This window comes from Saccharothrix sp. S26 (assembly GCF_021390395.1).
Taxonomy (GTDB): Bacteria; Actinomycetota; Actinomycetes; order Mycobacteriales; family Pseudonocardiaceae; genus Actinosynnema.
In genome coordinates this window covers 349979-373345 of sequence record NZ_JAJUWT010000006.1, presented here as the reverse complement: position 1 = coordinate 373345, position 23367 = coordinate 349979, and the positions used below count along the sequence as shown (strand labels likewise).

Annotated in this window: 18 protein-coding genes; 15 read left to right on the top strand and 3 right to left on the bottom strand. The window is 73.1% G+C overall.

Annotated features, from left to right (window positions below):
- From LZG04_RS12300 to LZG04_RS12290, 3 genes are all read left to right on the top strand, one after another.
- Positions 1-826: histidine kinase (locus tag LZG04_RS12300; protein ID WP_233815955.1), on the top strand; the 826-nt coding region annotated here is incomplete at its 5' end.
- Positions 823-1209 carry a response regulator transcription factor gene (locus LZG04_RS12295; protein ID WP_233815953.1) on the top strand — a complete coding sequence of 129 codons (387 nt, stop codon included), beginning with the start codon at positions 823-825 and terminating at the stop codon, positions 1207-1209. The genes LZG04_RS12300 and LZG04_RS12295, both read left to right, overlap by 4 nt.
- A gap of 86 nt (positions 1210-1295) precedes the next feature.
- Positions 1296-1694: an STAS domain-containing protein gene (locus LZG04_RS12290; protein WP_233815952.1), complete on the top strand. Its 399-nt coding sequence runs from the start codon at positions 1296-1298 to the stop codon at positions 1692-1694.
- 30 nt (positions 1695-1724) lie between these two features.
- On the opposite strand, the gene LZG04_RS41680 is transcribed toward LZG04_RS12290, so the two are convergent.
- Positions 1725-2186 (bottom strand): hypothetical protein, encoded by a 462-nt coding sequence (locus tag LZG04_RS41680; protein ID WP_267936054.1) that lies wholly within the window; start codon positions 2184-2186, stop codon positions 1725-1727.
- 947 nt (positions 2187-3133) lie between these two features.
- Between LZG04_RS41680 and LZG04_RS12280 the strand changes: the two genes are divergently transcribed.
- Positions 3134-4999 (top strand): PPC domain-containing protein, encoded by a 1866-nt coding sequence (locus tag LZG04_RS12280; protein WP_233815951.1) that lies wholly within the window; start codon positions 3134-3136, stop codon positions 4997-4999.
- Positions 5000-5523: 524 nt separating this feature from the next.
- On the opposite strand, the gene LZG04_RS12275 is transcribed toward LZG04_RS12280, so the two are convergent.
- A complete protein-coding gene (locus LZG04_RS12275; protein ID WP_233815950.1) occupies positions 5524-9543 on the bottom strand; it encodes a trypsin-like peptidase domain-containing protein in 4020 nt (1339 codons plus the stop codon).
- A 414-nt stretch (positions 9544-9957) separates the two neighbouring features.
- Between LZG04_RS12275 and LZG04_RS12270 the strand changes: the two genes are divergently transcribed.
- The 5 genes from LZG04_RS12270 to LZG04_RS12250 all read left to right on the top strand — a co-directional run bounded on the left by LZG04_RS12270 (position 9958) and on the right by LZG04_RS12250 (position 13272).
- On the top strand, positions 9958-10635 hold the full coding sequence (locus tag LZG04_RS12270) for a glycoside hydrolase family 11 protein (RefSeq protein ID WP_233815949.1): 678 nt from the start codon (positions 9958-9960) through the stop codon (positions 10633-10635).
- 100 nt (positions 10636-10735) lie between these two features.
- Positions 10736-11206, top strand: coding sequence for a YbaB/EbfC family nucleoid-associated protein (locus tag LZG04_RS12265; RefSeq protein WP_233815948.1), 471 nt, complete (start codon positions 10736-10738; stop codon positions 11204-11206).
- A 12-nt stretch (positions 11207-11218) separates the two neighbouring features.
- A complete protein-coding gene (locus LZG04_RS12260; RefSeq protein ID WP_233815947.1) occupies positions 11219-11530 on the top strand; it encodes a type VII secretion target in 312 nt (103 codons plus the stop codon).
- On the top strand, positions 11527-12771 hold the full coding sequence (locus LZG04_RS42465; protein ID WP_233815946.1) for a hypothetical protein: 1245 nt from the start codon (positions 11527-11529) through the stop codon (positions 12769-12771). Before LZG04_RS12260 ends, LZG04_RS42465 begins: the two co-directional genes overlap by 4 nt.
- A gap of 21 nt (positions 12772-12792) precedes the next feature.
- Positions 12793-13272: a SitI3 family protein gene (locus LZG04_RS12250; protein ID WP_233815945.1), complete on the top strand. Its 480-nt coding sequence runs from the start codon at positions 12793-12795 to the stop codon at positions 13270-13272.
- Here LZG04_RS12250 and LZG04_RS12245 read toward each other — a convergent pair.
- On the bottom strand, positions 13236-14225 hold the full coding sequence (locus tag LZG04_RS12245) for an alpha/beta fold hydrolase (RefSeq protein WP_267936053.1): 990 nt from the start codon (positions 14223-14225) through the stop codon (positions 13236-13238). The genes LZG04_RS12250 and LZG04_RS12245 overlap by 37 nt on opposite strands.
- A gap of 17 nt (positions 14226-14242) precedes the next feature.
- On the opposite strand from LZG04_RS12245, the gene LZG04_RS12240 reads away from it, so the two are divergent.
- The 6 genes from LZG04_RS12240 (at position 14243) to LZG04_RS12215 (ending at position 23338) form a co-directional block, all read left to right on the top strand.
- Positions 14243-16066 (top strand): glycosyltransferase, encoded by a 1824-nt coding sequence (locus LZG04_RS12240; RefSeq protein WP_233815944.1) that lies wholly within the window; start codon positions 14243-14245, stop codon positions 16064-16066.
- A 48-nt stretch (positions 16067-16114) separates the two neighbouring features.
- Positions 16115-17560, top strand: a complete 1446-nt coding sequence (locus LZG04_RS12235; RefSeq protein ID WP_233815943.1) for a class I adenylate-forming enzyme family protein — start codon at positions 16115-16117, stop codon at positions 17558-17560.
- 78 nt (positions 17561-17638) lie between these two features.
- Positions 17639-18814: a hypothetical protein gene (locus LZG04_RS12230; protein ID WP_233815942.1), complete on the top strand. Its 1176-nt coding sequence runs from the start codon at positions 17639-17641 to the stop codon at positions 18812-18814.
- A gap of 328 nt (positions 18815-19142) precedes the next feature.
- Positions 19143-20618 carry a Na+/H+ antiporter NhaC gene (gene nhaC / locus LZG04_RS12225; protein WP_233815941.1) on the top strand — a complete coding sequence of 492 codons (1476 nt, stop codon included), beginning with the start codon at positions 19143-19145 and terminating at the stop codon, positions 20616-20618.
- Between the two features lie 13 nt (positions 20619-20631).
- Positions 20632-22071: a basic amino acid/polyamine antiporter gene (locus LZG04_RS12220; protein WP_233815940.1), complete on the top strand. Its 1440-nt coding sequence runs from the start codon at positions 20632-20634 to the stop codon at positions 22069-22071.
- Positions 22072-22087: 16 nt separating this feature from the next.
- Positions 22088-23338, top strand: a complete 1251-nt coding sequence (locus LZG04_RS12215) for an arginine deiminase (RefSeq protein ID WP_233815939.1) — start codon at positions 22088-22090, stop codon at positions 23336-23338.
- Positions 23339-23367 lie beyond the last annotated feature (29 nt).

Genomic DNA, 23367 nt, shown 5'->3' with positions numbered 1-23367 from the left:
GGGTCGGTTCGAGGACGAGGGCTGGCGGCTGCGCAAGGACGGCACCCGCTTCTGGGCCAACGTCGTCATCACCGCCCTGTTCGACCAGTCCGGGCAGTTGCGCGGGTTCGCCAAGGTCACCCGCGACATGACCGAGCGCAGGCGGGTCGAGCAGACGTTGACCGAGCAGCGCCGGCTGGTCGGCCACCTGGTGGAGGCGCAGGAGCTGGAACGCCGCCGCATCGCCTGGGACGTGCACGACGACTCGATCCAGTCCATGGTCGCCGTCGGGATGCGGCTGCAACTGCTGGCCAACCGGCTGCCCGACCCGGAGGCCGCCGTGGTGCGGCAGCTGGACGAGGCCGTGCGGTCGTCCATCGGACGGCTGCGCAACCTGGTGTTCCGGCTGCGCCCGCCGGAACTCGACCGGCACAGCCTGGTCCAGGCGCTGGACCACTACCTGACCGACGTCGCCGGGTCGTGGGGCATCACCTACCGGTTGCGGCACGACCTGGACCAAGAGCCGCCTTCCGCGGCCGCCATCACGATCTTCCGCATCTGCCAGGAAGCGCTGACCAACGTCCGCAAGCACGCGCGGGCGTCGGCGGTGGAGGTGTCGCTGACCTCGGTCGACGACGGCACGCTGGTCGAGATCTCCGACGACGGCGTCGGGGTGGGCGAGGGGGCCGGCACGCCGTCCGAGGGGCCGACGTTCGACCACTTCGGCATGGTCGAGATGCGGGAACGCGCCGAGACGGCGGGTGGGTGGTGGTCGGTGGGCGAAGGCCCTCGTGGCGGTGCGGCGGTGAGGTTCTGGATCCCCACGTCCGACGGCGGTGAGCCGTGATCGAACCCAGGCTCAGCGTGGTGATCTCCGACGACGACCCGATGATCCGCGACGCGCTGCGCGAGGTGCTCGACGCCGAACCGGACTTCGAGGTCGTGGCGGTGGCGCGGGACGCGGACGAGGCGATCGAGCTGGTGGAGCGCCACGCGCCCGCCGTCGTGGTGCTCGACCTGCGCATGCCGGGCGGTGGCGGCGGCCGTGCCGCGCGGGAGATCAGGCTCCGGTCGCCCCGCACCGGCATCCTGGCTTTGTCGGCCTTCGCCGACCAGGAGAGCTACCGGGAGATCGAGTCGGCGGGCGTGGTCGAACAGCTCGTCAAGGGCGCGTCGAACAGCGACATCGTGGCGGCCGTCCGCCGCCTGGGACGACCGGGACGCCGCTGATGGGCGCTGGTGCGCCACCGCACCGGGGACGTACTGTCGACCTGGTACAACTGTGCTCCGACAACGCAGCGCAACGGGGAGTCGTCGTGGCCGAGCCGAAGGGGCAACCTTCACCGATCCTCGACATCCGTGTCACTCGTGCGGGTGAAGTGCTCGTCGTCGGCGTCTCGGGCGAGCTGGACATGGACACGGTCCCCGACGTCCGCGCCGCGATCTCCTCCGCGCTGGCCGAGCACGACGCGTCCGCCTTGGTCCTCGACCTGACCGAAGTCGGCTTCTTCAGCTCCGCCGGCCTGTCGCTGCTGTTGGACGCCCGCCGCCGGGTCGACACCCTGGCCGTCGTCGCAACCCGCCGCGCCGTGCTCCGCCCGATCGAGTTGACCTCCATCGGGACGCTGCTGACCGTGTTCGAGTCCGTCGACGAGGCACTGAGCCGGGTGTCGTCGAACGAGCACGCGCACCAAGCCGACCAGCTCGAGTCCTGACCTGTTCGGCGCGACGGATCTTCCCGGAGATCACGCACGCCCGGCCTTCGCCACCACCGCCCCGAGCGCCGCACGCACCCGTACCACCACCGCCGGCACCTGGTCCCGGCCCGTGAACGCCTCCACCACCGCCACCACGTCCGCCCGTGACGGCCCGCCGCGCGACCCCAGCCGTGCGCCGACCTCCTCCCCCAGCCACCGGGCGAAGACCAGGGGATCGACACCGGGCGGCGTCGTCGCGGCACCACCCTCGACCGCGGCGCGCAGGTCCGCCAACGCCCCGCCCAACGCCGACATCACCTCCCCCACCGGCGCCCGACGCAGCACGGTCAGCCACGGGCCGAGGAAGTCACCCCGCACGCGCCCTCGCCCGGACGGCCGGCGAGCCCCCGCCGGCAGCCCGGCCGCCACCAGCACCGTCCGCTCGGACTCGTCCGCGCGCCACGTCCATCTGTCCCAGTCGTCACCGAGGCTGGGCCCGTCCAGGGTCATCGCCTCGATCCGCCTGCCGGGGGTGGCCCGGATGGGTTCGACCTGCGAGCTGGGCAGGCCGAGTGCTCCCGTGACTTCCTCCGCCTAACCTGGTCGGGCACGGCCCGGCCACGCCGGTCACCGATCAGCACCGGCCGCCCGTCGAGCGTGTGGCGTTCGAGCCGGTGGTGCGCGGACAGCCAGATGTGCTGCAGGATGAACGCGATGTCGGCGCAGTCGCTGGGCAGCTCGTAGGCGGTGGCGATCAGGTTCGGCGGCAGGTTGCGGCGCCTCGGTCGGGTGGTCCACGAACCCGTCACCGACCCACGGCCGGTCGAACGCCGCGGGCGGCCCCGCGCCCGGTTCGAACCGGCGATCGGCCCGCCGGTCGCCGAACACCGCGAACTGCCCTGGCCGGCTGGTCTCGTGTCGCGGCTCGGGCCGGTGGTGCTCGCGCCGCCACCGGCGGTACGGCTCGGGGTCGGGGCCGACGGAGTCCTGCGACCGGAAGGTCTCCAGCGAGCGGAACGTCGCGATCCAGCCTTCGTAGGTGGGGAAGCGTTCCGGATCCCGGGTCGCGGGCTGGTGCACCGGCCGCATCGGCTGCCGCTGCACGACGGGCCGTGACCCGATCCACCGGGCCGTCGCCCGGTTCCCGGCCGCGCGTCGCAGGCCCACCAGGGCGTGCGGTGGGCCACGGCGTGCTCGCGTCGAGCGGACGACGCTGGCTCGTCCCGCTCCCCCGCCACCCGGTGCTCGATCATGCGACTCCCCACCACGGCCGGGCCCCATGATGCGGGCCGCCGCCGTCCACCTCCAGTGCGGGCGTGCGGCCGGAAGGGAGAACCGGACTGCCCTGACGGCCGCCGGCGCGCTCGCATGAATGGGCCAACCTCGGCCGAACGCCCGCCCCGGCGCCGATCGGAGCGGTTCCCTGGAGCCTTCCGGAAAGCTCCAGGGGGAACACGATGAGGAAACGTTCACTCGGCGTGCTGGCGGCAGGGGTGGCCGCCGCGCTGCTGTTGGGCGGGCAGACCGCCGCCACCGCCGAACCGCTCGCCGTCCCGTTGATCCAACCCGACCCGCTGCTGATGTTCCCGGCGGACCCGGCCGGGACCGACTGGGCGGCGGTCGCCCGCACCCGTGAGGCGACAGCGCAGGCACGGCGGCAGCGCGCGAGCGCGCAGGCACGGCCGTACCAGGAGAAGGAACCGGCCGGCACCAGGGGCACCAACGACACCCCGGCCACCGCCGAGCACATCGCGGGCTTCGGCACCGGTCGGCGCGCGGACTCGAAGATCGCGTTGACCGGTGACCTCCGGCCCGACGACACGATCCCGACGCTGCCGCCGTTCCCCGAGACCGACGACGCGATCGGCCTCGCCGGCGACACCGGCATCCCGGCCGCCCGTCGTTCGGCCCGCACCAGCGGCGTCATCGGCGACGGCCCGCACGGCAGCGCAGGCGACGGCACCGGCGACGTCGACTTCTACCGGCTCGACGGCGGCCCCTCCGGCCTGACGTTCGCCGCGCGCACGTCGACCCCGACCGGTGACCTCGACACCATGCTCGCGCTGTGGGACGCCGACGGCGGTCTGTGGGCCGTCAACGGCGACAACGGCGGTTCGACCGACTCCGCCGTCACGTTCACCCTCCAACCGAACCGGACCGTCTACCTCATGGTGGGCTCCGACCCGTTCGCCCTGCCGCGCGACCCCAAGACACCCGGCACCGGCCAGGGCGTGGCCACGGAAGGGCCGTACGACCTGCTGATCACCAGCGGCCGCAGCGGCGGTGACCTCGACTACTACTCCTTCGACCTGCGCGCGGGTGACGTGCTCGGCGCGTCCCTCGCGGGCGGCGGCACCCGGCTGGCCCTCTACGACCCGGCGGGCCGCGAGGTGTTCGGCTCCTCGCAGGACCTGACCAACCTGTTCGCCGTCGACTCGCCGATGCCCGGTGGTGGCAACGCGGTCGTGGACTTCGTCGCCCCGGCCGACGGCCGTTACCGGATCGGGGTGGAGGCGGGCGGAGGTCCGTACGACATCAAGCTGGAGGCGTTCCGGCCGGGCACGGAGACCGCGCCACGCGGTTCGGTGCACACGATCTTCCTGGACTTCGACGGGGCCAGGGTCAACACGTCGATCTTCGGCGGCGGTGGCGGGCTGCGCGACCTCTCACCGCTGTCGCGCTTCCTGCCCGCCTGGGGTCTCGCGGCGGGCGACGAACGCGCGTTGATCACCGCGATCACCGCGACCGTGCGGGAGAACCTGGAACGGGACATGATCGCCAAGGGCCTCAACCCGAGGTTCGCGTTGCGCGTCCTCACCAGCCGCGACCACGCCGACCCGTGGGGGCAGCCGAACGTCAGCCGGGTCGTCGTCGGCGGCACGATCGCCGAGACGGGCATTCAGACCATCGGCATCGCGCAGTCCATCGACGCGGGCAACTTCGGCCGCGAGGAGACCGCGCTCGTGCTGCTGGACGAGATCAGCGAACCGGCCGGTCCGGCGTGGTCGCTGAACACCTACCTCGGACCGCGCAGCGACCGGATCGCCTTCCTCGGCCGCGCGATCGGCAACATCACCAGCCACGAGGCCGGCCACATGTCGGGCAGTTGGCACACCGACCGGCTCAACGACGTGCACGGCATCATGGACCCGGGCGGCAACCCGGCGGTCATGTTCGCCGTGGGCCCGGACGGCATCGGCGGCACCTCCGACGACCCGGACCTCGACTTCACCACCGACGGCCTGAGCCCGTCCGAGGGCTTCACCGGCATCGAGGACACCACCGCCCGCACGGCGTGGGCCTTCGTCCGGGGCACCGCCTGACCGCGTCGGTGGGCGCGACCACCCCAGGCCGCGCCCACCGGCGGGCTCGACCCTGCCACTCGGCACACCGGACGAGCATCTCGGCCGCGGGGACGGCTCGACGCTGCCGCTCGACACCGCACCAGCGGGGTCGGCCACGGTGACAGACGTGGTTGGCGGTCGTCCGGAACCGCGACGCGGGCCACCCGGGTCGCGGACGGTCGGCAGCGGGGTGGCGCGGCACTCGTCGCGCGCTTCGGGGTGGTGAGGGCGCACTCCGGCAACGCCACCAGCCGCAGCCGGACCGACCAGTCCGCGCCGTAGGCCCCGGCGAAGCCGGAGTAGTCCACCTGCACCGTCACCGGTCCGGCCCGCCGGACGCCGTCGGCTCGGTTGATCCGCAGCACCGGGCCTCCCAGCCGCCGGTCGAGCACCTCCACCCGGACCTCGGCGGGTGCGGCGGCAGCGGTCGACACACCCACTTGCCCTGCCATGCTGCGCACCGGCCGCTCGGCGAGGCCCATCGTCGCCGGGTGCTGAGGCCGTCACGCGCAGGGGTTCCCCCGGTCGACGCCCGCTGGCAGTCGGTCCACTTCGGACGGTGTGTAGTCGCGGCCCGCGACGGCGCACAGGGTGGTGAACCAGCGGGACGGGTCGAGGTCCAGCGACACGAAGCCGTGCTTGTTCGCGCCGATCAGCCGGGAGCCGACGACGACCGGGCGGACCGTGTCGTCGGGCAGCCGGAACTCGCCGAGCAGGCGGGCGGTCGTCGGGTCCCACACCTGGATCAGCTCGTCCTTGCCCGACGCGACCAGCTTGCCGTCCGGGGTGAAGCCGATCGGTGCCGCGTCGGCGGTGAGCGAGATCGGCCCGGAGGTGCCACCGGACTCCAGGTCGTGGACGTAGGCGCGGCCGGACGCGTACTGGATCGCGATGCGGGGCAGTCGCGGCGCGGCGGCGAGCATGGCCGGGTCCGGCTCGGGCGCGAACCGATCGCCCGCGACACGGGTCCGCAGGTCCCACCACCTCTGCGCATAGGGCGTGTTGACCAGCACCCGTTCGGGGTCGGGCGTGCGCAGGACCCGGCCCCGTTCGGCCGCCGCCAGCAGGTCGCGCGCGGTGTCGCCCACCCGCAGCGGTTCGCCGATCGGGCTGCCGCTGTCGAGGTCCCACCGGGCGAGCAGCCCCGCGTGCAGGGTGACGGCGGTCCGGTCGCCCACCACGGCCGCCGTGCTCAGCCACGAGCGGTCGTCCTGACCGTCCAGCTCGGCCGGTCGGGGCAGCCGGATGCGACGCACCTCGGCCAGGTCACGGGTGTCGAGCACGACCAGCTCCGGCCCGTCGAACAGCAGCAGGCGCGCGTCGTCCGGGGTGAACTCGAGGAACAGCCTGCCCGGCGGGAGCACCTGCGGCGCGTGCGCCAGCCGCCGCCGGGTCCTGGTGTCGATCAGCGACAGGCCGGGCGATCCGTCGACCCCGCCGCCGTCCACCAGGGCCATCAGCGACCCGTCCGCGCTGTACGCCGGGTTGGCCAGGTCGGAGGTGCCCGCGTACGCCGCCTGCTGCGAGCCGACCTGCTCGACCGGGCGGGGTGGCCGCATCCGCAGCATCGCCTGCCCGCGCACGTGCCGGATGTCGGGCGTGCCGCCCGGTGACCGCAGCACGACCGTGCCGTCGCCGAACTGCCGGGGGCCGGCCAGTTCGGAACCCGGCACCCACGACTGGTAGGCCCGCCCGTCGCGCGGGTCGAGGTAGGTCACGAGGCCGAAGCCGCCCGATTCGCGATCCGGCTCCAGCACCACGTACCGGCCGGTCAGGTCGGTGACGGCCCCGAGGCAGTCACGGGCGTCCCGGCGGAACACCTCCGCGCCGCTGAACACGTCCACCCCCGCGAGCACCTCGTGCGCGCACCGCAGCATCAGACGCCCTTGGCGGGTCACGTTGGGCACGCCGGGCGTCGAGCGGGCCTCCGCACCGGTGTCGAGCGCGCGCACCGCGTGGACCACGCCGCCGTCCCGCGCTTCGACCAGCGCCACCGTGGCGTTCTCGTCCAGCGCGGCGACCCCGAGCACCACCGCCCGCTGCGGCTGTGCGAACCCCGTCACCCTCGACCGCCGCGCCACGTCCCACACCTCGACCGCCCCGTCGTCGACCAGCACGACGTGGCCGCCCGACGGGGAGATCGCCAGGGCGGCGTCGTCCAACGGCTCCGGGCCCGCCACCGGGCCACCGGGCCGCACCAGGACCGGCTCGCCCCGCTCACGCAGGTCCCACACCCGGATCGCGGCCGCGTTGTCGGCCACCGCGACCGTCGTGCCGTCGTCGCTCACGCGGATGACCGGCGCGCCGTCGACCTCGCCCAACGGCCACGACCGCGGGGTGTCGCCCCACGGTTCGCGCCACGCCGTGAGCGCGCCGGCCGCGGTGGCGGACACCGCGACGTCACCGCTCGGGGTCGTGGCCACCACGTCCATCGGCGCGGCGAACCGGTCGACGTCCACCTCGGCCACGTCGTGGAACACGGCCTGCTGCCGCAGCAGCGCGCCGTAGCCGACCGCTGGGTCCTGCCGCCAGGACGCGAGCGCGAACTGCAACGCGCTCGACGCGGAGATCGCGGACTCCCGCTCGGCCAGGTCGTGGAGCAGTTGCGCGGCCTGCCGCCGCACGGTGGTGTCCAGCTCCTGGTTCGCCGACACGGTGCGCGCCGTGAGCAGCGCGGACACCAGCAGCAACACCGCCATCGCGGCCACCGCCGCCCGCCGGGTCCGGGTGGAGCGGCGCTGCGCGGTCAGCCCGGCGGCGACGTACTCGTGCTCCCGCCGGTCCACGTCGGCCGAGCGCTGGTCGAGCCACTGCCGCGCGGTGGCGAGCTGACCGCCGCGCGGCACCAGGCTCCGGTCCCGGCCCTCGCGTTCCCACTGCTCGGCGCGTTCCCGCAGCTGCGCGTGCCAGGACAGGAACTCCCGGTCGGCCTCCAACCAGCCGCGCAGGGTGCGCCAGTTGTGCAGCAGGGCTTCGTGGGCCGGCGCCACGACCCGCGGCTGGCCCGGGTCCTCGCGGACGACCAGCAGCCGTGCGCCCAGCAGCACGTCGACCGCCCGCCGCAGCTCGTCGGGCACCTCGTCGAGCCTGGTGGGGCGCAACGCGAAGCCGTCCTCGGTGGGTCGGGCCAGGCGCACCAGCAGCCGCCGCGCCGGTTCGCGCTCGGCTGGGTCGAGGCCGCGGTAGAACCGCTCGGCGTGGCCCGCGAGCGCGCCCGCGACGCCGCCCAGCCGGTCGTAGGCGCGCAGGGTGAGCCGCCCGGCCTCCTGCGCGTGCCACAGCTCGGTGAGGGTGAACTCGACCAGCGGCAGCAGGCCGGTCCCGGAGCGCGCGTCGGCCAGCACCCGGTCGACCACCCCGTCCTGGTAGGCGACGCCGGGCGTGAGCGACACGGGTCGTTCCACGGCCTGCCGCAGCCGGTCTCCGGTCAGCGGTTCGACGAACACCGTCGCGTCGTCCAGCGCGGGCACGCCACCCGCGGCCAGCAGCCCGTCCAGCGAGCCGGCCCGCAGGGTGAGCACGACCCGCGGCCCGTCCGGTGCGGCGGTCAGCTCGTCCAGCAGGCGCAGCACGTCCCGCGCCGTGCCCGGGTCACTCGTCACCACCTCCTCGAACTGGTCGATCACCAGCACCGCGCCGGGCACGGCGACGGCGCCCAGCACGGCCAGCAGCTCGGCGGCCGTCTGGCCGGGCGCGGGCCGCACGACCGCCACCGGCGTGCCCGCCGCCTCCAACCGCGGCCGCAGCCCGGCGTCCACCAACGACGACTTGCCGCACCCGGACGGGCCGACCACCAGCACGACCCGGTGCCGCGCCACCCGTTCGGCGAGCCGGTCGACCTCCTCGTCGCGCCCGAAGAAGTACCGCGCGTCCTCGGCCCGGAACGCCCGCAGGCCGCGGAACGGGCACGGCGGGGCCAGCGCGCCCGTGACCTCGACCAGCGCCTCGGACGGGATGAGGTAGGCGGTGCCCGAGCCGCGTTCGGCGGCGACCGTCATGCCGATCACGGCGTCGAGGTCCTCGCTCCACACCGGCGAGCCGCTGAAGCCGCGCACGATGCGCGGCCCGTCGTCGGCCTGCATCTGCACCCACCCGGTGCCCTGCCGCTCGCGCAGGCCGCCGCCGACCCACAGGCCGTCCTCGTGCCCGGCCGGGAACCCCGGCACGCGGAACCGCTGCCCCCACGGGTTCTCCGCCGCCCCGAGCGGCGGGTTCTCCGCCGCCCCGAGCGCCAGCGCCGCGGAACCCTCCGGCGGCGGCGCGGTCAACCGCAGCAGCGCGATGTCGCCGCGCCCGTCGGCCTCCGCTGGCCGCCACGCCTCGACGCGGGCCGTGCGGGTCGGCACACCGGGCAGCATCGGGAAGTCCACCACGACCCGCTCCGGCGGCACGGGACCGTCGCCGACCACGTGCGCGCACGTGCACACCAGGTCCGGTGCGACCAGGAAACCGGCGCCCACCACCAGCCCGCGACCGTCGCGCACCCGCACGACCGCCGCCGGCAACGCCCGTGCTGACCCCATCGGCGCTCCCCCGAACCGCGCAACATCCCCTGCTTCATTCTTCCCAGCGGGAACGCCCGGATGCCACGCACGATCGGGTGATCTTGGGCCGCTCACCGGGCAGCCACCGCCCGCCGCGCGGTCCGACGGGTTCCGCGAGACCGTTTCCCGGCACTTCGTGCTCACCCGTGGACAAAAGCCCGCCACCGCCCGAAAACTATTCGGGGAAACCCGACCCGCCGGATTTTCGCAATACCGCGGCGGAGCTTTCGCAACATTACGAGAATCGTTGACAACGCCTCGGAGTCGACCGAACACTGTCTGCATCGACAGACCCTGGACCGATGTCGACCGGGTCGCCCGTCGCGGCCGCCGGCCGGTCCCGCCGCACGCCGGGCAACCCTTCGCTGGCCTCAACGAGGAGGAAGCACACCAATGGACGACAACGCCCCTGCGCACCCGATCAGCCGCAGGACGTTCATCGGCGGCGCCGGAGCCTTGGCGCTCTCGTCCGGGCTGATCCTGCCCGGCACCGCCCACGCCCAGACCGTCACCACGAACCAGACGGGAACCCACAACGGTTACTACTACTCGTTCTGGACCGACGCCCAGAACACCGTGTCCATGACCATGGGCTCGGGCGGGCAGTACAGCACCTCGTGGCGCAACACCGGCAACTTCGTGTGCGGCAAGGGCTGGGCCAACGGCTCGCGGCGGACCGTGCGCTACTCGGGCAGCTTCAGCCCGTCCGGCAACGGCTACCTGTGCCTGTACGGCTGGACGTCGGGCCCGCTGGTCGAGTACTACATCGTGGACAGCTGGGGCAACTACCGGCCCACGGGCACGTTCAAGGGCACGGTCACCAGCGACGGCGGCACGTACGACATCTACCAGACGATGCGCTACAACGCCCCGTCGGTGGAAGGCACCAAGACCTTCCCGCAGTTCTGGAGCGTCCGCCAGCAGAGGAGGGTCGGCGGCACCATCACCACCGGCAACCACTTCGACGCGTGGGCGCGGGCGGGCATGCAGCTGGGCAGCTTCCGGTACTACATGATCATGGCGACCGAGGGCTACCAGAGCAGCGGCAGCTCGAACATCACGGTGAGCTAGCGCGGAGATCGGTGGCGCAGCGGCGACGAGCCGCCGCGCCACTTCCGCGTTCCGGCCCGTTCTCCTGCCACCGACCATGGTCGGTGGGTATGGTCGACCCATGTCCGTGCCGGGTGACTTGGTCGGCGGCGACCCAGCCGAGGTCGAGCGGGGCCTCGACGCGTGGGTCGCGACCTTCGAGCGCAGGGCCGAGCGGTACCAGCAGCTCCAGCACCGGGTCGACGGTGTGCGGATCAGCGCCACCAGCCCCAACGGCGTCGTCACGGTCACCGTGGACGCCGACGGCGCGCTGGTCGACGCGAAGTTCACCGACCAGCTGGTCCGCACCACGCCCGACGAGCTGAGCCGCCAACTGCTGGCCGCGGCGAAGCAGGCGAAGGCGCAGATCACCTCGCGGGTCCGCGAGATCGCCGGCGACACCCTCGGCGAGGACGGCGCGGAGCGGATCGCCGGTTACTACGCGCAGAAGTTCGCCGGCCCGGGCGAACCCGAGCCGCGCACCGAGCCGTCGCGACGCGCCCGGACCGACCACGACGACTTCGGTGAGGACTCCGTCTTCGACCAGAGCTGACCGAGGGGGATCATGGCCGGCTTCGAGGTGACCGCGGGCGACTTACGCGCCCACGCGGGCAAGGTCGACGCCCACGCGGCGTCCCTGGGCACCGCGGTGGACGCCGCGGCGCAGGTGATGCCCGATGGCGCTTACGGCGTCATCTGCCAGTTCCTGCCACCGCTGTTCAACGACGTGGAAGCCCTGGCGCACGAGGCGTTGCGGGCCGCCCGGGACGGCTTGACGACCGTGGCCGGGAACCTGCGTGACACGGCTGACGACTACGACTCCGAGGACCTGGCCGCCGCGCACGGCTTCACCGGCATCGAAGGCGGCATGCGGTGACCGGCAACCCGTTGGTCGCGCCGGAGCAGGACTCCACCAAGTCCTACACCGGCATCGGCATCGCCGAGTCCGTCAGCGACCTGGTGCAGGGCATCAAGAGCGGCAACTGGGTGGACATCGGGCTCGGCGCGGCGGGCACGGGCCTGGAAGCGCTGTCCATCGTCATGGACCCGATCGGCTCCGTGGCGTCCAGCCTGGTGTCGTTCATCATCGAGCACGTCGGCCCGCTGCGGGAGGCGCTGGACAAGCTCGCCGGCAACGCGGACGCCGTGGCGGCGCACGCCCGGACGTGGCAGAACATCGCGACCGCCGTGGGCGAGGTGCGGGCCGCGTACGGCGCGGAGCACACCGCGGACACCGCCGGGTGGACGGGCAAGGCCGCCGACGCCTACCGGGCCCGTGCCGCGGACATCGTCGCGGTGATCGGCGCGGCGGCCGACGCCGCCTCCGGCCTGGGCAGCGCGGTCGAGATGGCGGGCGTGGTCGTCGGCGTGGTCCGCGAGACGGTGCGCGACCTGATCGCCGACCTGGTGGGCCGCCTGGCGGTGTGGGCGGCGGAGGCGCTGACGATCATCGGGCTGCCCGCCGCCGCGGTCCAGGCCTCGGCCGCCGCGGCGAAGTGGGCGGCGCGGATCGCGCAGCTCATCAAGCAGCTCGTGCGCACCATGCAGAAGCTGATGCCGCTGCTGCGCCGCCTGGGCGACCTGTTCAAGCAGATCCGCAAGAAGATGGACGACCTGCGACGCGGCGGCAACGGCGACAAGCCACCCGACGGCCCCGGCAAGAAGCCGACACCGAGCGGCGACGGCCCCACCGGGCCGTCCCGCTCACCCGACCCGGACGCCGAGCCCGGCGGGACGCGCACCGAGATCGACCCCAAGCACGACGCGGACACCAAGCGGTCCCTGCAACGGGAGAACGAGTCGGCGACCACCCTGGCCCGCGCCGGCTACGACGTGGAGCAGAACCCGGACGTCCCCGGCCCCAAGAACCCCGACTACCGGATCGAGGGCCGGATCTTCGACAACATCGCGCCGGTGACCGGCAACCCCCGCAACATCCACAGCCGGATCGCGGAGAAGGTCGAGGACGGCCAGACCGACCGGGTCGTGGTCAACCTCGCCGACAGCCCGGTCGACGTGGAGCGGTTGCGCGCCCAGATGCGGGACTGGCCGATCGAGGGCCTGAAGGAAGTCATCGTCATCGACAAGAACGGCAACGTGGTTCACTTGTACCCGTAGCCCGCCAGCGAGGATCGCACAGTGTCCATTTCGTACAGTCTCGCGCTCGCCACGCCGTCGTCGCCCGCCCAGGTCGCCGACGCGCTGCGCGAGGTCGGTGTCGCCGCCGGCCTGCTCGACCCGGCGACCACCGGTGACCGCCTGCTCGGGGAGGACGCGGTGACGGCCGGCGGCACGTGGCTGCGCGTCGTGCCGGACCGGCCCAAGCCGTGGAACCCGGTGCTGGACGTGCTGGGCGTCCCGCCGACCGTGCGCGTGGCGTACCGCTTGGCCAAGACCGACATCGGCCGGCAACAGGGTGACGTCGTCCGCTTGGCGGCCGGGTTGCTGGGGAGGGTTCCCGGCGACGCGGTGCTGCACCAGGACTTCGAGACGATCTGGCTGGCGCGCCGCGACGGTGAGCTGCTGCTCAACGAGCGCGACGACCTCTGGCCGCCCGACCGCCTCGCCGTGCTCGCCGTGCCCTACCGCCGCGAGACGACCGCGTTCCCGGACGAGTGAGCCGGGCCGTCGCCGAACTGGGAGAGCACCCCGTCGAGGACTTCCGCGAACGCGCCCGGCCGGACCAGCGGGCCCAGGTGGTCCAGTCCCGGCACGTCGACCAGCCGTGCCGCGGGCAGCCCGGCGCACGCCGCCGCGAGCGACTCCCCGGTCACCACGACCGAGTCGCCGCCGCGCAGGACCACCACGGGACACCGCACCAGCGGCAACGCCTCGCGCCACGGGCACGTGATCGCCGTGCGGAACAGCTGCGCCTCCACCGCCGGCGCGCAGCGCAGCCGCACCCGGCCGTCGGGTTGGTCGGCCAGGCCGGACTGAACGTAGTCGGCGAGCACCTCCGGCGCGAGGTGCGACAGCGGCGGCCGGGCGGACCACCGGGCGAGCGCGTCGGCCCGGGACTCGAACACCGCGCGCCGCCGGGCCGCCGCCTCGGCGAACGCCGGGTCGTCGTCGGTGGCGAGGATCGGTTCGAAGCAGACCAGCAGGTCGAACGTGCCCGGCGCGCGTGCCTCGGCGAGCAGCAGGGACGTGGCGCCCAACGAGTGGCCGACGCCGATCAGCGGCGCGGGGCCGAGCGCGCGGGCGGCGTCGAGCACGTCGTCGGCGAACACGCCCCAGCCCGCGTCCTCGGCCAGGGGCGGCGCGGCGCCGTGCCCGCGCAGGTCGATCGCCGCCGCGCGCATGGGTGTCCGCAGGTTTTTCACAGCGGACCGCCACATGCGCCCGGTGAAACCCGCCGCATGGCAGAACAACGCCGTCCGAACGGCCTCACCGGAGTGCGCGGGATCGGCGAGGAGGAACGGCTTCCCGCGCGATCGTTCGAGGTCGGCAGCGGTGTCCACGGTGTCCCTTCGGAAGTCCGATCCATCCGCTGGCGCGTCGGTCGGGCAGCCCCTACGATCAGCGCCGGTAACGATCCAGTTCGGTGATTTACCGTGGTCGACCCCCACCATAGTGGAACGGACGACCGATGAGGCGGTCGGCGGTGACGCCACCGCTGCGCGCGGGCACCACCCCACCCCTTGTCGTGCTCGACCGGCGCAGCGACGTGCCGCGTCGGGACGATCCGATCGGTGAAGGGCGCAGTGTGAACCCGACCCCGTTACCGGGCCTGGTCTCGGTCGTCATGTTGGTCCGCAACCGCCTGGAGTACACGCGCCGCGCGTTGGCGTCCCTGGCCCGCGCGTCGGGCGACTTCGAGATCGTCGTGGTGGACAACGGGTCCGACGACGGCACCGCCGAGCACCTCGCCGCGCTGGAGCACCCGCGGCCGGTGACGGTCCTGCGCCACGAGGACGACCGCGGCGGCAGCGAACGGCGCAACGTCGGCGCGGCCGCGGCGCGCGGGGAGTTCCTGTTCTTCCTGGACAACGACGTGCTGGTGGACGACACCGACGTCATCGAGGTGCTCGCCGCCGAGCTGGCTGCCGACCCGGGTCTGGCCGCGGTGTCGCCGCTGCTGCTCTACCCCGGTGACGGCGCGCTGGTGCAGTGCGCGGGTGGGGCGTCCACGGCGGACGGCCGCATCGGACCGGTCGGGCGCGGCCAGCCCCTCGCCGCGGCGCACCGCGAGCACCGGGAGCAGTCGTGGGCCCCCACCGCCGCGCTGATGGTGCGGCACGGCTCGTTCCGCCGCGTCGGCGGGTTCGACGAGTCGTTCGACCCGGTGTCGCTGTGCGAGGACGTCGACCTGTGCTGCCGCCTGCGCGCCGACGGCGAGCGGCTGCGCTACGTCGGGTCGGTGGCGATGCGGCACTTCGAGGGCACCACGTTCAACCACGTCGGCCACGACAAGCTGCCCATCTGGAAGCGGCACATGCGGGTGATCCGCAGCCGGTGGGCCGGGTTGTTCGCCTCCGGACCGACGCACCCGGCGCAGGCCCTGGAGTGGGTGCCGGTCGAGAAGGACTACGCCGACCTGGACCGGCCGCGGGTGTCGGTGCTCGCCGACCCCGGCTCCGCGTCGGCCGACCTGAGCTTCTTCGCCAGCGACCGCGCGCTGGCCACCGCCGAGCCCGCCGACGTGCGGGTCGTGGTCGTCGGCGCGGACCCGGTGCCGGTCGTGCGCGGTGTGCGGGTGGTCGGCGTGTCCGATCCCGACGTGCGGGCGTTGCTGCCCGTCGCACGCGCCCACGATGCGCCCTGGGCGTTGCGCGACGGGACGAGCCTGGTCGAGACGGTGCCCGCGGAGGGTGTCGTGGTGCGCGCGCCGGACACCGCGGCGGCGCTGACCGCGTTGCGGCGCGGGCTGCACGTGCTGCTGGACAAGCGGGCCGTGGACGACTTGGCCCGCCTGGTCGAGGCCGCGCGGCAGGCTCCCGGGCGGTGCTCGGTCGACCTGCCGTGGGCGCACCACCCGGGGCTGGTCGAGCTGGCCAAGGCCGTCACCGAAGGCCGCCCGGAGGGGTTCTCGCTGCACTTGGACCGGCCGCAGGGCCGTGACGTCGTCACCGAGCTCGGCCCGGACGCGCTGGACGCCGTCGAACGGGTGCTGGGCGTGCCCGTGACCGACGTGCGGACGGTGGCGGCGACCTCGACGCGGGTGCGGGCCGTGGCGGTGGCGGGCGGGCTCACCGGGACGATCGAGCTGGGGTGGGGCGAGCCCCGCTTCCACCTCTCGGTCACCGGCGCCGGACCGGCCGCGGAGCTCGACGCCCCTGCCGTGAGCGGTGCTTACGCGGACTTCGTCGCCGCGCTGCGCGGCGGGCCGACCCCGTTGACCGACCTGGACGGCGTCGCCGGCCTGTTCGACGTGGTCCTGGAGTGGCGGTCGGAAGTGGCCGCGCTGCTGTAGTCCGTGACCTCCCCCGCCCCCGGCGGGCCCGAGCAGGAAGAGGCTGGGATGAACCTGGTCGAGGCGATGCGTGCCGCAGCCGACGCCGGAGGGTGGCTGGAGCGGCCGGCCTACGAGGTCGACGGCGCCATGCTGACGCACGCCGACGTGTACGACGGGGCGGCCCGCGTGGCCGGTGCCCTGGCCGGCGCGGGCGTGCGGCCCGGTGACCGGGTAGCGCTCGTGCTCGACGACGGGCCGGACTTCGTGCTGGCGTTCCTGGGCGCGGCGCACGCGGGCGCGGTGGCCGTCCCGATCAACCCCCGGCTGCACGCCGACGAGCTGCGCCAGGTGCTCGACGCCGCCGGACCGGCGCTCGTGGTGGGCCGACCCGGCTTCACCGCGGCCGGGTTCCGGGTGACCGCGTTCGCCGACCTGGAGGGCGCGCGACCGGTCCCCGTCACGCCGCGCTCGTCGGACGACCAGGTGTACGCCACGTTCACCTCGGGCACCACGGGCGTGCCCCGGCTGGTGCCGCAGCTGCACGGCGACCCGGTCGTGCACCACCGCTCGTTCGCCGTGCCCGCGCTGGAGCTCGGGCCGGACGACGTCGTGCACTCGGTGTCCAAGATGTACTTCGCCTACGGCCTGAGCAACTCGCTGTTCTTCCCGCTGATGAGCGGCAGCCGCGTGGTGCTCAACCCCGAAGCGCCCCTGGTGGACGACGTGCTGGCGATCGTGGACAAGTACAACGTGACCGCGTTGTTCGCCGTGCCGACGTTCTACAGCAAGCTCGTCGCCCACCCCGGCGGCGACCGGCTGGCGAACCTCCGCATCGCCGCCACCGGTGGTGAGGTCCTCGCTCCCGCGCTCGAGGAACGCCTGATGGAAGTCCTGGGCGACAGGCTGCTCAACGGCATCGGCACCACGGAGGTCGGCCAGGCGTTCACCCACAACACCTTCGCGGCACGCCGCTTCGGCACCGCCGGGCGTGCGCTGCCGCCGTTCGAAGTGCGGGTCGTGGACGACGAGGGCGATCCGGTCGAACCGGACGTCACGGGCCGGTTGCAGGTGCGCGGGCCGACGATCACGCTCGGCGTGGACGACCGCGGCACGGCTCGTCGCGCCGACGGCTGGTACACCACCGGCGACCTCGCCTCGATCGACGCCGACGGCTACGTGCGCGTCACGGGCCGGTTGGACGACATCGAGAACGTTGGCGGCATCAAGGTCCACCCGCTGGAGGTCGAACACCTGCTCGCGAGCCACTCCCTGGTGCGCGAGGCGGCCGTCTGCGCGGTGTCGAACGACGACGGAGCCGTGCAACTGCGGGCGTACGTGGTGCGCGCCGACGGTCCGTTCGAGGACCACGACCTGGCCGAGGACCTGATCGACCTGGCCCGCCGCCACCTCACCGCGTACAAGGTGCCGCGCAAGGTCGTGTTCGTGCCGTCCCTGCCGCGCACCGGGTCGGGCAAGCTGCGCCGGCACGCCGTGCGCGCCTGGAAGCCCTGACCGGGAACCGGGGTGTCACGTTCGTCGCCCTCGTGACGACCAACCACGTGTACACCTCAGCGAGAAGGGCAGCGATCCATGACGCAGACCAGTGGTGACGTGCGGGCGGTCCGCGACGTGCCTCCCACCGCCGCCGACGTCGACCGGATCGCCGCACACGCCGATCCCGTCGTCCGCAACCTCCAGATCACCCACTGCTACCACCGGTTGTCGCGTGCGCTGGCCGACCGGACCGGCGGGGCGGCCAACTGGTGCACGTTCGCCGTGTGGGCGTCCAAGCAGGTCGGCCAGACGATCCGGCAGGAGGACCCGGCCCGGCTGCTGGAGCGGCTGCTCAAGTCCTCACCCGAGGCGACGGCGGGTGTCGACCTGCTGGTGCGCGCCCTGCGGCGGGCCGTGCCGCAGCGCGTCCTGGCCGACGCCGAGCGGCTGGTGCGCCAGGCCGTCGTGGCGACCGCCCGGCTCGACGCGGCCGGTGACGCCTCGGCGCGGGGCAACCTCAAGGTCTTCGAGGAGATCGCCCGCGAGTTCGCCCGCTTCCTGGCCTGCGAGGACCTCGACGAGTTCAGCGCCTCGCTGCGACCCGGCGAGCCGCCCGAGGGCCAGCGCTACCTGCGGCAGGCGTTCACCCGCTACCACCGGGCGATGTCCGCCACCGACCCGAAGGAACGGGCCGAGCTGCTGCTGCTGGCCAACATCGAGATCGGCCTGCACGAGCAGACCCGCCTGCAACCGGAGATCACCGCCGCGCTGCAAGCGCCCGTGATCGACCCGCGCGACCTCGAACGCCGACTGCTCGACGTGCTCCTGCCGGGCAACCGCGTGGTGAAGTGGCTGCGGCGCACGCTGCTGACCGTGCTGGGCCGACGCACGCCCGTGCGGCTGGCCGCCGAACACCTGGCCGACCACGCCCGCACGCTGGCCCGGCGCGCGGTGACCGAGCACCTGATGACGCTGGCCCTGCCCGGCGGGGAACTGCTCGACCTCAGCGAAGACCTCCGCGCCGAGTTCCCGCCCCTGCTGGCCCACCTGACCAACCCCGAGCTGCTGGCGCTGCTCAAGACCGTCGACCCGACCTCCGACAGCCTCCTCGACACCGCCGCCCGCGACTGGTCGGACCTCCCCGACCGGATGCACTACATCGCGGACATGTTCCGATGCCACGCCCACCGCGCCGACCTCCTCGACCCGCCGTTCACCCCGGAGCAGATCGCGGACCTGACGAACGGCCGCCGCCCGACCGGCGCTCTCTGAACCGCCCTCATCCTCGACCCCACCGCCCTGGTGCGCGTGCCGGGCGTTCTGCTCACCACGCGACTGCGAGGGGTTCACCGACCGTGAAGGGATCACCCGATCAGGGATAGTTGGTGTCGGCGCGGGTAACGACCTTTTGCGCGGCCACGGACCCCGACCTACCGTGGTTGGGCCATGCCGGTTCCCGCGCGGGACGCTCACCGGCCGCGCTGGTCGCGACCGGGGCGCCCGTGCCCGAACCGCCACCCCGACCGGTGCTGCGCCCGTGGCCGTCCACCGCCCTCGGTCGACCGCCGCCGTGCCCCGGTCCTGCCCACCGAGGCGTCCCATGACCCGTTCCGGCAGCCACCGGCACGTCCGCGAGCCGTCCCTCGTGGACGCGACCGTGCCGCTGGTCGTCCTGGTCGCGCTGATCGGTGGTTCGCTGGCCCTGTTCGGCCTGGCCGCCCTCGACGGCCCGGTGCAGGTCGCGCTCGTGCTGTGCGCGATGCTCGCCGCTCTGGTCGTGCTCAAGAACGGCCACCACTGGGACGAGGTGCAGGCCGCGAGCCAGCGCGCGCTGACCTCCGTCACCAGCGCGCTGTTCATCCTGCTGGCGGTCGGCGCGCTGATCGGCGCGTGGAACCTGTCCGGCACCATCCCGACGCTGGTCTACTACGGCATCCAGGCCCTGTCCCCCACCTGGTACTACGCGGCTACGGCGCTGATCTGCGGCATCGTCGCGATGTCGATCGGCAGCTCGTGGACCACGGCGGGCACCATCGGCGTCGGCCTGGTCGGCATCGCCCTGATGCTCGGGCTCTCACCGGGCATCACGGCCGGTGCGGTGATCTCCGGCGCCTACCTCGGCGACAAGCTCTCCCCGCTGTCGGAGACGACCGTCCTGGCCTCGCAACTGGTCGGGGTCGACGTCTACGAGCACATCAAACGCCAGGCGTGGACCTCCGTGCCCGCGTTCGGCCTGGCCCTGGTGCTGTTCGGGCTCATCGGCCTGTTCTGGGGGCCGGCGCCGACCGACGACGCGGACACCGCCTCCGAGCTGGACGCGCTCGGCGACCTCTACTGGATCACCCCGCTCAACCTGCTGCCGCTGGTGCTGCTGGCCGTGCTGTCCATCCGCAAGGCGCCCGCGTCGCTCGCGCTCATGGCGTCGGCGCTGTTCGCCGGGATCCTCGCCGCGTTCACCCAGCACGACGTCGTGCACGCGTTCGTCGCCGACCCCGGGCTGGACCCGGTGCGCACCGGCATCCAGGCCGTGTGGCAGGCGTTGGCCACCGGGTTCTCGATGGACTCCGGCATCGCCGACGTCGACCGGCTGCTGTCGCGCGGCGGCATGGACAGCATGCTGCCCACCCTGTGGCTGATCATCGGCGCGGTCACCTTCGGCACCCTGCTGGAGGAGTTCGGCCTGATCAACCGACTGATCGGCCCGATGGTGCGCGCCGCGAAGGGCACCGGCCGGCTGTTCGCCGCGGTGTTCGCCACCGCGTTCGGGCTCAACGTCGTCGCGGGCGACCAGTACATCGCGCTCGTGCTCCCGGCCAAGGTGTTCCGGGCCGAGTTCGCCCGACGCGACCTCGCGGCGACCAACCTGTCCCGGCTGACCGCCGACAGCGGCACGGTCACCTCCCCGCTGGTGCCGTGGAACTCCTGCGGCGCCTTCATGAGCGCCGCGCTGGGCGTGTCGACGCTGCTGTACCTGCCGTTCTGCTTCTTCAACCTCGCCAGCCCCCTGCTGAGCGTGGCGTACGGGTTCACCGGTTTCCGGATCGAGAGGACGCGACCGGCGAGCGCCGACGCGTGAACAGGTGACGACCATGACGGTGACCGAGACCAAGAAGTCACAGCAGCTGCCGTTGCTCACGCTGACCGCGATGGTGGTCGGGTCGATGGTCGGCGCGGGCGTGTTCTCGCTGCCCCGCAACTTCGCCCAGGCCACCGGGGTGTTCGGCGCGATCCTCGCCTGGGTGGTCGCGGGCGTCGGCATGCTCATGCTCGCGTTCGTGTTCCAAGCCCTCGCGGTGCGCAAACCGGAACTGGACGCCGGCGTATACGCCTACGCCAAGGCCGGGTTCGGCGAGTTCCCCGGCTTCTTCTCCGCGTTCGGGTACTGGGCCAGCGCGTGCGTCGGCAACGTGAGCTACTGGGTGCTGATCAAGTCGACCCTCGGCACGGTGGCGCCCGGCCTGGGCGAGGGCAACACCGTGCTCGCGGTGGCGATCTCGGCCGTCGGCGTGTGGGCGTTCCACTACATGATCACGCGGGGCGTCAAGGAGGCCGCGGCGATCAACCGGGTCGTCACGATCGCCAAGCTCGTGCCCCTCCTGACGTTCGTCGTGATCATCGCCGTGGCGCTGCGGGCCGACGTGTTCTCGGCCAACTTCTGGGGCGGTGCCGACCCGTCGCCGGGCGCGCTGTTCGAGCAGGTGCGGTCCACGATGCTGGTCACGGTCTTCGTGTTCCTCGGCGTGGAGGGCGCGAGCGTGTACTCTCGTTACGCCCGCAGGCGTTCCGACGTCGGCCGGGCCACGGTCCTCGGCTTCCTCAGCGTGCTGGCCCTGTTCGCGTCGGTGACGCTGCTGTCCTACGGCTCGCTGCCCAAGGACGACCTCGCCGGGCTGCGCCAGCCGTCCATGATGGGCGTGCTGGAGTCCGTCGTCGGCACCTGGGGGTCGGCGTTCATCGGCGTCGGCCTGATCGTCTCCGTGCTCGGCGCCTACCTGGCGTGGACGCTGATGGCCGCGGAGGTGCTGTTCGTCGCGGCGAAGGACGACGACATGCCCCGGTTCCTCAAGCGCGAGAACCGCCAGGGCGTGCCCATCGCGGCGCTGGTGATGACGAGCACCCTCATCACGGCGGTGCTGGTCGTCACCCTGTTCTCCGACGACGCCTTCACCTTCACCCTCAAGCTGTGCAGCTCGCTCTCCCTCATCCCGTACCTGCTGGCGGCCGCGTACGCGTTGCGGATCGGGATGCGCGGCGAGACCTACGAGCACGACAGCGGCCGCCGGGGCAAGGAGGTGGCGATCGCCGCCATCGCCACCCTCTACACCGCGTTCCTGATCTTCGCCGCCGGTATCGAGTTCCTGCTGCTGTCGTTCATCATCTACGCGCCCGGCACGATCCTGTTCGTGATGGCGCGCCGGGAACAGGGCAGGCGCGCGTTCTCCCCCGCCGAGCTGGCGCTGTTCGCCCTCGCGGTCGTGCTGGCCGTGCTCGGCGTCATCGGCCTGGCCACGGGCCTGATCGTCATCTAACGAGAGGGACAACGACATGACCGACACCGCTCAGCGCCCGTCCGACGCCTACGGCGTGCACTCCGAAGTCGGCACGCTGCGCAAGGTGCTGGTGTGCGCACCCGGCCTCGCCCACGCCAGGCTGACCCCGACCAACTGCGACGCCCTGCTGTTCGACGACGTGATGTGGGTGCAGAACGCCGTCCGCGACCACTTCGACTTCATGGCCAAGATGCGCGAACGCGGGGTCGACGTCGTGGAGCTGCACAACGTGCTCGCCGAGACGCTCGACGTGCCGGGGGCCAAGGCGTGGCTGCTCGACCGCAAGATCGTCGTCGACGAGGTGGGGATCGGGCTGGTGGACGACACCCGCGCGTTCCTGGAGGACCTGGAACACCGGCGCCTGGCCGAGTACCTGATCGGCGGGCTGTCCACAGCGGACCTGCCGCCGGACTTCCGGCCCGGTTACGTCGCGCTGGCCCGTGAGTCGACGGGCGTGCCGGAGTACCTGATGCCACCGTTGCCCAACACGCTCTACACCCGTGACACGACGTGCTGGCTGTACGGCGGCGTGACGCTCAACCCCCTGTACTGGCCGGCGCGGCACGACGAGACGTTGCTGATGAAGGCGATCTACGAGTTCCACCCCGACTTCGTCGGCTCCACCGTGTGGTGGGGCGACCCCGAGCGGCACTGGGGGCTGTCGACGCTGGAGGGCGGCGACGTGATGCCGGTCGGCAACGGCGTGGTCCTGGTCGGCATGAGCGAGCGGTCGTCCCGCCAGGCCATCACCCAGCTGGCCGCCGCCCTGTTCGAGCGCGGCGTCGCCGAACGCGTGATCGTCGCCGGGATGCCGAAGCTGCGCGCGGCCATGCACCTGGACACCGTCTTCACCTTCGCCGACGTCGACTGCGTGACGACGTTCCCCGACATCGTCGACGGCATCCACACGTTCACCCTGCGCCCCGGCGACCCGATCGAGGTGACCGAGGAGAAGCAGTCCTTCGTCGACGTCGTGGCCGACGCCCTCGACCTGCCCCGGCTGCGCGTCGTGGAGACCGGCGGTGACGCCTACGCCGCCCAACGCGGCCAGTGGGACAGCGGCAACAACCTGGTCGCCCTCGAACCCGGCGTGGTCGTCGCCTACGACCGCAACACCCACACCAACTCCCGGCTGCGCAAGGCCGGCATCGAGGTGATCACCATCGTCGGCGCGGAACTGGGCCGGGGCCGCGGCGGCGGCCACTGCATGACCTGCCCCATAGCCCGCGACCCCGTCGATTACTGACCTCGACCGGCCCCGCTGCGCCTACGATC

Excerpts from the sequence above, each read along its gene's own strand:
- LZG04_RS12245 (WP_267936053.1), bottom strand. The coding sequence starts at position 14,225 with ATGGTGGGGGTCGACCACGGTAAATCACCGAACTGGATCGTTACCGGC.
- LZG04_RS12215 (WP_233815939.1), top strand. The coding sequence starts at position 22,088 with ATGACCGACACCGCTCAGCGCCCGTCCGACGCCTACGGCGTGCACTCC.
- LZG04_RS12270 (WP_233815949.1), top strand. The coding sequence starts at position 9,958 with ATGGACGACAACGCCCCTGCGCACCCGATCAGCCGCAGGACGTTCATC.
- LZG04_RS12240 (WP_233815944.1), top strand. The coding sequence starts at position 14,243 with ATGAGGCGGTCGGCGGTGACGCCACCGCTGCGCGCGGGCACCACCCCA.
- LZG04_RS12275 (WP_233815950.1), bottom strand. The coding sequence starts at position 9,543 with ATGGGGTCAGCACGGGCGTTGCCGGCGGCGGTCGTGCGGGTGCGCGAC.
- LZG04_RS12230 (WP_233815942.1), top strand. The coding sequence starts at position 17,639 with ATGACGCAGACCAGTGGTGACGTGCGGGCGGTCCGCGACGTGCCTCCC.
- LZG04_RS41680 (WP_267936054.1), bottom strand. The coding sequence starts at position 2,186 with ATGACCCTGGACGGGCCCAGCCTCGGTGACGACTGGGACAGATGGACG.
- LZG04_RS12220 (WP_233815940.1), top strand. The coding sequence starts at position 20,632 with ATGACGGTGACCGAGACCAAGAAGTCACAGCAGCTGCCGTTGCTCACG.
- LZG04_RS12260 (WP_233815947.1), top strand. The coding sequence starts at position 11,219 with ATGGCCGGCTTCGAGGTGACCGCGGGCGACTTACGCGCCCACGCGGGC.
- LZG04_RS12265 (WP_233815948.1), top strand. The coding sequence starts at position 10,736 with ATGTCCGTGCCGGGTGACTTGGTCGGCGGCGACCCAGCCGAGGTCGAG.
- LZG04_RS12235 (WP_233815943.1), top strand. The coding sequence starts at position 16,115 with ATGAACCTGGTCGAGGCGATGCGTGCCGCAGCCGACGCCGGAGGGTGG.
- nhaC (WP_233815941.1), top strand. The coding sequence starts at position 19,143 with ATGACCCGTTCCGGCAGCCACCGGCACGTCCGCGAGCCGTCCCTCGTG.
- LZG04_RS12280 (WP_233815951.1), top strand. The coding sequence starts at position 3,134 with ATGAGGAAACGTTCACTCGGCGTGCTGGCGGCAGGGGTGGCCGCCGCG.